Annotated in this window: 3 protein-coding genes and 1 pseudogene; all 4 read left to right on the top strand. The window is 42.0% G+C overall.

Features of this window, described 5'->3' with window-relative positions:
* Positions 1 to 104: 104 nt before the first annotated feature.
* Positions 105 to 344, top strand: a pseudogene (locus ORI98_RS17990) (IS3 family transposase); the annotation flags it as partial.
* Positions 345 to 579: 235 nt separating this feature from the next.
* Positions 580 to 1,230, top strand: a complete 651-nt coding sequence (locus ORI98_RS17985; protein WP_306136133.1) for an outer membrane beta-barrel protein — start codon at positions 580 to 582, stop codon at positions 1,228 to 1,230.
* Positions 1,231 to 1,249: 19 nt separating this feature from the next.
* Positions 1,250 to 7,645 (top strand): hypothetical protein, encoded by a 6,396-nt coding sequence (locus ORI98_RS17980; RefSeq protein WP_306136132.1) that lies wholly within the window; start codon positions 1,250 to 1,252, stop codon positions 7,643 to 7,645.
* A 1,051-nt stretch (positions 7,646 to 8,696) separates the two neighbouring features.
* A partial coding sequence (locus ORI98_RS17975) for an SGNH hydrolase domain-containing protein (protein ID WP_306136131.1) occupies positions 8,697 to 9,448 on the top strand: 752 nt, incomplete at its 3' end.

The following is a 9,448-nucleotide window of genomic DNA, read 5'->3' as shown; positions in this document are numbered from 1 at the left end:
GTTGCAATTAGAGATCAGTTATCACTGGCGCAAAAATTTTATTTACTCGCTATACTGCTATTGTTGCTCAAACAGCCGTTAGCTTGGGTTGCCACAATTAGCTTATTGGCAGTATGAGTAAAAAAGGCTGTTGCTGGGATAATGCCGTTGCGGAAAGCTTTTTTGGTAGCCTAAAGCAAGAGCGTGTACATTGGAAAAACTATGAAACACGCTATGAAGCACAGCAAGATGTCCTGAATTATATAACCATGTGGTACAACAGTAACCGATTACATTCTTACTTAGGCTATCAAAGCCCGAATGATTTTGAATTGAAAATTAATGAGTTAGAAAAAGTAGCTTAACTAGGGTGACTGAATTTACTTGACCAGGTCACTTCGAACAGTGCCGTTGAAAGTAGATCGATTAATCTAGATTGGTTTTATTCTGGTCATTTAAATACCTTTAAGACTTTACTTATATCAAACTATAATTTTTTCCATTTTTATTAAGTAATTACAGAATAAATTTGAAATAACAACAAGTAAGATCTACTATGATCTAATAGGTAAATAACTTGTTACACTTTAAGGGTAAAAAATGTTTAAATTATTAAGCAATACAAAAATAATAAAACATAGTCTATTCATACTCCCCTTGTTTATTTCAGCTAATAGTTTTGCATCAGAAATAAATGCAGACTCAGATAACCCCTTTTTTCAATTTGAAGTAGGCCTGCACGCCAATTACTTGAATGCAGAAGACTACTACCAGTTAAATACCAGTGAAGTATTTGATACTGACTCTGACACTCAACTGGGGTTGGATGTTTCAATTCAATTACATCATCAAGTATTACCACAAAATGCGTTCCTTGCATTAGGCTGGAGCAAAACGGGTGAATATAGTGCTGATGTGCTTGCGTATTGTGGTAACCAATCTTGCCAAGAAACCACCAAGCTTAACTTTGAATCACTACAGCTAAATTATCATTACCAATGGCATCAATCTTCCACCATGGAATCTTCAGTTTATGCTGGTGTTTCATATATTTGGGCTGAGGGTGAAATTAAAGGCCAAGATTGGCGTGATGGCGCAACGGGTTTTCAGGTAGGCAATCAAATTTACTTTTTGCCACATTCAGCCATTAACCCCTATATTGGCGTTAAATTCTCTTATTTCGCCATTGAAGATGGTAATGACACTATTAACTTACCAAACTTAAGCCTTTTATTTGGCTTACGCTTTTAATTAATTTCTGGACTTTACTATGACTTTTTTTCGTTTTATAAGCTTATTTTTACTGATGGCGTTAACTGGTTGTGATAAGGCAAGTGTGCCTTCAGACACTGCACCTAATTTAAGTTTAATGGTTAGCGCACCCTCTGTGGCTGATGCGGGTGATACAGTCAACCTAAGTGCGATACTTAGTGCTAATGGAGCAAATGTTAATAGTGGCGTTACTTATGTGTGGGAGGATAAATCTGCACAACAACTTGGTTTAACGAGTAATAACGATACCGCAAGTTTTGTTGCTGTAGCAGGTATTGATGAGGCGATTATATTGGTAACAGCCTCTTTTGATGGTTCATCTGTCAGTGAAACGATTAATATAGTGATTAATCAACCACCTAAGTTAACTATCACTGCTCCTCCAGCTGTTGATGTGGGCGCTAGCGTTGATCTTAGTGCGTTGTTAAATATTGATGGAGTAGATGTTAATAGTGGTGTTACTTATGTGTGGGAAGATAAATCTACGCAACATATTGGTTTAACAAGCAATAACAATACTGCTAATTTTGTCGCTATTTCTGGTATCCATGAAGCCGTCATATTAGTAACCGCTTCTTTTGATGGCATCACTGTGAGTAAAACAACAAGTATTACTATTAATCCCCCCCCTAATTTGAGTTTAACGCTTAGCGCACCGCTTAGCGTTAATGTGGGCGACAATGTCAATATTAGTGCTATGGTCAGCGCCGATAGTGTTGATGTTAATAGTGGTGTTACTTATGTGTGGCAAGATAAATCAACCCAACAAATTGGTTTAGCAAGCAGTGGTGATACAGCCAATTTTGTTGCGATAGCAGGTATTCATGAAGCTGTTATATTGGTGACTGCAACATTTAATGGAGCCACGATAAGTAAAACCGTAAGTATAACGATTAATCCAGAACAACCACCTCATTTAACTTTAGTTTTAACGGTTACAGCGCCTTCTTCTGTTGACATAGGTGACGTTGTCGAGCTTAGTTCGATGGTGAGTATTAACGGAACAGACCTTGATAGTGGTGTAACTTATGTGTGGGAAGATAAATCAACTCAACCAGTGGGCTTAACAAGCAATAACGATAAAGCAAGTTTTACTGCAATAGCGGGTATTCATGAAGCTGTTATATTGGTAACGGCTTCTGTGAATGGCGACACTATAAGTAAAACGACGACAATAACCATTAATCCTCCTCCGAATTTAACCTTATTCGTTTCCGCTCCATCAGCTGTTGATGCAGGGGCTAGTGTTGACCTAAATGCGATGGTTAGTATTAATGGTGCCGATGTTAATAGCGGTGTAACTTATGTCTGGGAAGATAAATCTACACAACCAGTGGTTTTATCGAGTAAAGACAATACTGCAAATTTTGTTGCCATCTCAGATGTTCATGAAGTGGTTATTTTGGTAACAGCAAAATTTAAGGGTTCAACAGTAAGCAAAACGATAAGTATAACCATTAACCCACCCCCTCATTTAGATTTAACTCTGACGGCACCCTCTATAGTTGATGTCGGTGATTCAGTAGACCTTATTGCAATGGTCAGCATTAATGGAACTGATGTAACTAACGGCGTTACTTATGCGTGGGAAGATAAATCTGCACAATCGATTGGTTTGGCGAGTAAGGATAATACCGCTCATTTTGTTGCTGTTGCAGGTATTGATGAACCGATTGTGCTAATCACAGCGAGCTACAAAGGCGCGACAGTCAGCGAAAAAGTATCCATTGCTGTGCTTAGCTCAGTGCAACCTGTTGAAATAGGTGCATTGACGATTAGTGGGCCAACTAAGGTAAAGTCGTCTCATCAGGTGATTTTAAATGCGCTGTATACAGAAACCAGCGTAGTAAAACCGAATGCTACGTTTTCTTGGTCACAAGACGAAGGACCTGACGTTGGGTTTACTGCCAATAATGGTGAAATATCATTTACCGCACCAGATGTTAACCAAGATACAGAGCTTGCCTTTAGTGCTCAAACCACTAACGATGAGGGTGAACTTTTTGATACATTGTGGTTTGTTACAGTAACTCCTCCCGATATTGCATTTACTAATCAGCCTAATACAGGGCAATCACAAGTTAACAGTCAACAGCAAACGGCTCATACCGTTAAACAAGCTACATCAGGTGATACGGTTCATTTAACCACACAGGCAAGTCAAGTCGGCGGTGGTGGCTCATTTACTTATGCTTGGACACAAGTACAAGTGACGGGTACTCCGGTTGTTATAACCCATACCGATACCTCTCAACCTACCGCAACTTTTATCGCCCCTTCAGCCGCAGGGAAATTAACTTTTAGTGTAACGGCTACAGAATCTGGCAGTGGTAAAAGCATTTCGCAAACGCAAGTAGTTAACGTATTAGGAAAGCCTTTTGCCCCTCAGCAAGGCGCACAGCACGAGGTGTATAATGGCCATGGCGTTATCTCATTAAAAGGTAGAGTACAAGGCGGCACAGCGCCATTTACTTATGCGTGGTCTCAAACAAGTGGTCCTACAGCGTCGATTACCAGCCTTACAGCTGAAAACCCCGATGTAACGCCTCCAACGGTAACCACTGACACCGACTTTACTTGGGTAGTAAGTGTTACCGATGCCAATGGCCAACAAGTTACATCTACGCATATAGTCACGGTAAAAGCAGCCCCTAAGTTAGCCGTTTCTATATTACACCCTGCAAGCGCAGACGTAGCCGAAGGCGACACCGTGCTGCCGCAAGCACAAATTAGTGGAGGCACGGGGAATTATTCCATTCGCTGGACGAGTTCTGTAGTTACCTTGATTGATGAAACTACCGCAGCACCAAGCTTTGTTGTGCCAACAGTCAGCAAAGACACTAACATTGTAGTGAATTTGGCAGTGAGCGACGGCGTTAATCAAATCACTCAAAGCGTAAGGTACACCGCTAAACCTTTATTTACAGTGAACTCACATCAGAACCAAAGTGGCAGCAACCTAGCCACAGGCCCTAACCAAAGTACGCATCAGAACAATCAAGTTGAGTCAGGCAAGACCTTTAAACCCAGTATTGATGTACACGAAAATGCTGCATCTGGTGGTACTTTCACTTATGCATGGACAGTAGTGAAACCTAACCCAGCACCTTCAGATTTAGCAATAGCAGGTGCGAATACTGCACAGCCCGTTGTAAGTGCGCCTAGTGTTACCAGTACAACACCTGTTGAGTTGCAAGCTGTTATTACTTATAGCGTTAATGGAAAAAGTGTCAGTAAAACGGTTAATTCGGTATACCAAGTGGTGCCTTACGCCTCGCCGAGCAAACCACCCATGAGCTTAAGTATGGCTGGGCATGAAAGTGTATACAGCGGTCGCATGGTTAATCCAACCGTTTCAGTTATGAATGCGGCAGGCACCATCTCTTACAAGTGGACCAAAGTGAGCGGCCCGACTATTGCAGGTGGCATTACGGATGATACTACCGACCACCCAAGTTTTACTGTTCCAGTAGTAACGGGGCATCAAGATCTTGTTATAGAAGTTGAAGTAAGTGACGGCAGTAGTGTTAAAACGGCACAAGTTACTTTCGCAATAGACCCTTTCTTTGTGCCTGCAAAGTTACCGCTTACTGTTGTGGCTTCTAATGACGCCAGCGTAGTAGCTAATACCAAGGTTACACCGCGAGCAACCGTTACAAACTCTAACGGCACGCCAACTATTGCATGGGCTCAAACCAGCGGCACAACCATAACAATTGCCGATGCAAATACGGCAACGCCAAGCTTTACGGCACCAGGAGCAAGCGGCACGGTTGTCGTTGAGGTAACCGTAACCGACGCGGATAATTCACCCGTAACCGATACGATCACTTATCAAATTCAAAATGGCATTAAAGTTACAGCTGGTGCAGCTAAGCGTAGTGTTGCAGAAGGCAATACGCTTGATTTACTGGCCTCTGTGCAAGACGCCGCAGGCAGCGTGACTTATGCATGGACGATAGTTGATGCCAATGGCTTAACGTTACCCGCCATTACCGATGCCGATAAAGCCGCAGCCAGCTTAGTGTTACCTGCGGTGAGCGCAGACACTGACATTAAATTACAAGTAACCGCCACCGACAGTGCCAACACATCAACAGCGCCCATTACCATTACCATTAGCGATCGCCACATGAGAGTAGACGCTGGTGCAGATTATGGCGTGCCGCTTACCATGCCTGGTTTTCTTCATGGCAATGCACAAGGCGGCTTACCGCCTTATACTTACTTATGGACACCTGGGCCGTTCGCCTCAGCACTCTCGCCACTAAGCAGCACCAGTGATGCGAACCCAAGCTTTACAGCACCATCAATCGCGCAGAAAGTTGATTTCAAATACACGCTTGAGGTCACCGACAGCCTCGGTAATAAAGGCAGCGATGTTGTTAGTATTCACACGCTTGTTCCTGAGTATGAAGTAGATGCGGGCGAAAACTTTCCCATCATTGAAAATGCATGGGGCAGTTTATTTGCAAAATCAAAAAATAATTTGGGTGTTGTAGCATGGAAATGGACACAAATTTCAGGCGATAATGTCATGGGGTCATTGACCAGTGATACCGATGCTAACCCATGGTTTCAAGCACCTGCGGCAACGCCAGGGCAATTCAAAGAGTTAGTGTTTGAAGTGAGTGGCACCGATGCAAGCAGTACACTCGTTAAGAAGGACCAAATTAAAGTATTGGTTCAAGCTGTGCCCGATATTTATGTTGATGTTGATGCTATGCAGGTGGTTAAAGCGGGAGAAGAGGTAAGTCTTGTAGGCTCTATTTCTGGCCCAGGCACGTTAATCGAAAGCCGCTGGCGACCAGATGCTAGTAACTCTCATTCGATTGGTGCACTGAACCCTGCAACAAACATCAAAGGGGATTTAGTTCACATTGCCAAGTTTTTTGCACCTGTTGTAACAACAGACACTACATTAAAGTTTAATTTTGCCGCTGAAGGGGCAGGTAACCTAGCGACTGCACAGCAAGAAGTGGTTGTTAGAGCAAACCCTGGAGCGGTTGAAACAGGCCCCGATCGCAATGTCGTTGTAGGCGAAACCGTGCAGTTAACAGCGCTGGCAGCGGGCACTGTAACTTATAGTTGGGTCCAAGAGTTAGGCGGGAATGTAGTACTGAGTGATGCCAATTCACAATCGCCTAGCTTTGTTGTACCTGCTGCGGCACTCGTGCCGAGTGATAAACTTTTACGCTTTCGTGTAACGGCTACAGGTGCGACAACAACCTCTGATACAGTAACATTAAAGGTATTTGAGCCAAATATTGAAATCAGTGCTGCTGGTGACAATATCGAATTTGAAGAGGGGGATGTAAGCAAAAACCCTATCACTCATAAAATTATCTATGTTGATAAGGTATCAAGTGGCCTTATCTTACCTGCCGATGTTCAAATAACGGTCAGCCCTATATCTGCAGCAGGCAATTTCTCAATAGCATCATGCTGCTTACACGACCTACTAATTGACCCTACGGGGCTTGCAGCTGGCACTTATATAGTAGACTTGGCCGCCACTGCAAATGGTAATAAAGTTCATGATGAAAAGGATGGGGTTAGACGCTTTTATGTAACGGTAACCAAGCCATTACCGCCAACTACACCGCCCATGCCTAAAACTATTGACCTTAGTGCCAATACAGGCCTAACAGGTATTGCAGGTATTGCAGGCAATCATTCACTGCATGTTCCAACCATCACGGGAGGTTTACCACCTTACACTTATGCATGGGGGCTAGGTTCCGATGCCAATGGCTTAGTAATTACCGGTGGTACTACAGACAACCCAACCGTCGCTTTTCCTGCGGTACCTAATACGTGTACTGAAATTAAAGGGAAAATATCGCTCACCGTTACAGACGCCAATGGTGATACCGCTACTGGCGATGTAGCTTATAGCAGTACACCAGCGCTAAATCCTATTAAACCAGTCAGCTGTCAAATTTGCCGTGGACCTAAATTCATTTGTGAGCGCTCGCATGTTTTAACAGTTTGTGATGTTTCTATGGGTAATCATAAGTCGGGCACGGTGAATGCAGACTTACAATATTGCATTAACGATATTGAAAACCTGGCAGATGGCTCGCGCTATGTTTCCCGCCGCTGCGCTACCGCAGAAGAAGTAAACCACGATTGGTTTATTAGCAAAGCTTCAACGTCTAACGAAGCAAGTGGTATTAAAGAGCTGGGGAATTTAGGGCGACTAGATCCTCTGGCATATAGCTACAATGTGGTCATATTGAAGGACAGGCACTTTACTTTTTCAGCGGCTTGCAAAGGTGATAACTGTAATCTAGAAACTGTTCCCGATGATCTTCTTGGCGTTACAAATGGGGTGCCAGATCTTAGCGTGACAGGCGTTCCGCCTACACCTAAACCAGGCGTTTGTCCTTAGTTAGTTTATTCAAAATAAAAGCATCACTTAATATAATAGATTCATTATTAAGTGATGCTTTCTATGTTTTTACACCTTAAACTTATCTAACAGTACCGACTGTTATGGGTCGATGAATCATGGGAACATAGTAATTATAAGCTCAGCACATTGAGTAGGTGTTGTAAGTTTTAAGTACACTCAAAAAATGACGGTAAGTACTCTAATATATTTATAAATTTTTTAGTTAACTTCCAGACTGAACTTACATTCATTTGTGAAAATTATCATCTAGCATTTCATTTTAGATGGTGAGGTTTGCTTAATGCATATCACCCATCTCACTTTGTGCCCCGAAGCACCATAGAGTTTAATACCTAAAATCGTATTAATCTAATGTCCGCTTTGGTATTTTTTAATCAAATTAGAATTTTTGACTTTATAGATTCCTGATGAAATTTAGAACAATTCTATTATCTAAAGCAAGGCTGATTTGTATTGGTTCAAATGTCGATAGATAAGCCAAGGCTAAGGTCAGCTAACGTATCATTGCTGACCATTTTTTATGCTGATTTAGAGCATTAGAAAAGGTCAGAAATTGGCAAAAGTAACGGTTAGCTCTAACTCGCTGTGGGGGCGTTAGCGCCTTAGATTGAATGCTCTATATATCTCGATTTTAAAAAAGGCGAATGACCGCAATGGTGGCTTAGTTCTCGGTCAGGAGCCAGAGAGATTGAGCATCATAAATGCCCTGCAATGTGGCATTAGTGACGGTTAGCTCTAATACGAAAAGGGACTAAACCGCCATAGAGCATTTATTATAAAATTACTTTATTAGCTCATAATTCCATTGGTTCTGTTGCCAGTTTCCAACTTTATTAGTCACATTATGAGGAAAATTTAAATCACCCCTTTTCTAGTTTCCTACTTTATTTAATTTCACTAAATTATTAGCAGCCGTTTTAAAGGCTTTTAGCTACGGTGCAGTTTCGTACTCTATTTAACTCGTACAGGTGGATTGTCATATCGTTACATCGAAATCGTTTTTAATCGGTTTATAAACAAGTACAAGGTGAAAAAACAGGTACAACTGTTAGTCGCACTGTTCGTCGTGGTTGAACTGTTAGCGATAAGTACTCGTCATCTTCATATCGATGGCCGTTTGCCTGAAAGTGTTGAGCTAGCAAGTAATGAAGCATTTAATCGAAACCCAAGGCTTGAGGAGTGTCTACTTAGTTCAGGCCGAGATATTACAACAGCTGGATGTATTCATGGAGATGGGCCTCTCGCCGCAGTACTTGTCGGTGATAGTCATGCAAATGCTGTTGTATCAAGTATTGTAGAGGCAACCCATGGCGATGGAAGTGTACAAGAGTTTTCCTATAACAGCTGCCCCACATTACTTGGTCTACACAGTAAAATGGCAGGTTCAGAGTGTGCAGCATTTAATGAACGGTTAATCGATAAGCTCGCAACACCTTCTAAGGTCCCAATTATTGTAGTCGCTAGAATTACCGGCAGTATTTTTGGGTACAATGAAGTGCATCAATATCACAATATACCTACTATTTATTTTGGTCATGATATTCAGCAAAAAGCGAGTGCAGTGCTTGCAGACTATGAGACTCAACAAATTAAGACCTTGTGTAAGCTAAGTGAAAGTCGGCCTGTGTACTTGATGAGACCATTACCAGAAATGGTTGTAGATGTGCCAAATACTTTATATCGAAACCAAATGTTTTTAGGAGCACAATCTGATTACTCAATCCCAATCGCTGATTATTATTCTCGCCATGATGCTATATGGCAAGCTCAAGATAAAGC

The sequence above is a fragment of the Shewanella sp. ULN5 genome (genome assembly GCF_030731885.1).
GTDB classification, from domain to species: Bacteria; Pseudomonadota; Gammaproteobacteria; order Enterobacterales; family Shewanellaceae; genus Shewanella; species Shewanella holmiensis.
This window is presented reverse-complemented; position numbering and strand designations above follow the sequence as displayed.

What these genes read in the sequence shown, in the direction of transcription:
- ORI98_RS17985 (WP_306136133.1), top strand. Translation starts at nt 580, where the DNA reads ATGTTTAAATTATTAAGCAATACAAAAATAATAAAACATAGTCTATTC.
- ORI98_RS17980 (WP_306136132.1), top strand. Translation starts at nt 1,250, where the DNA reads ATGACTTTTTTTCGTTTTATAAGCTTATTTTTACTGATGGCGTTAACT.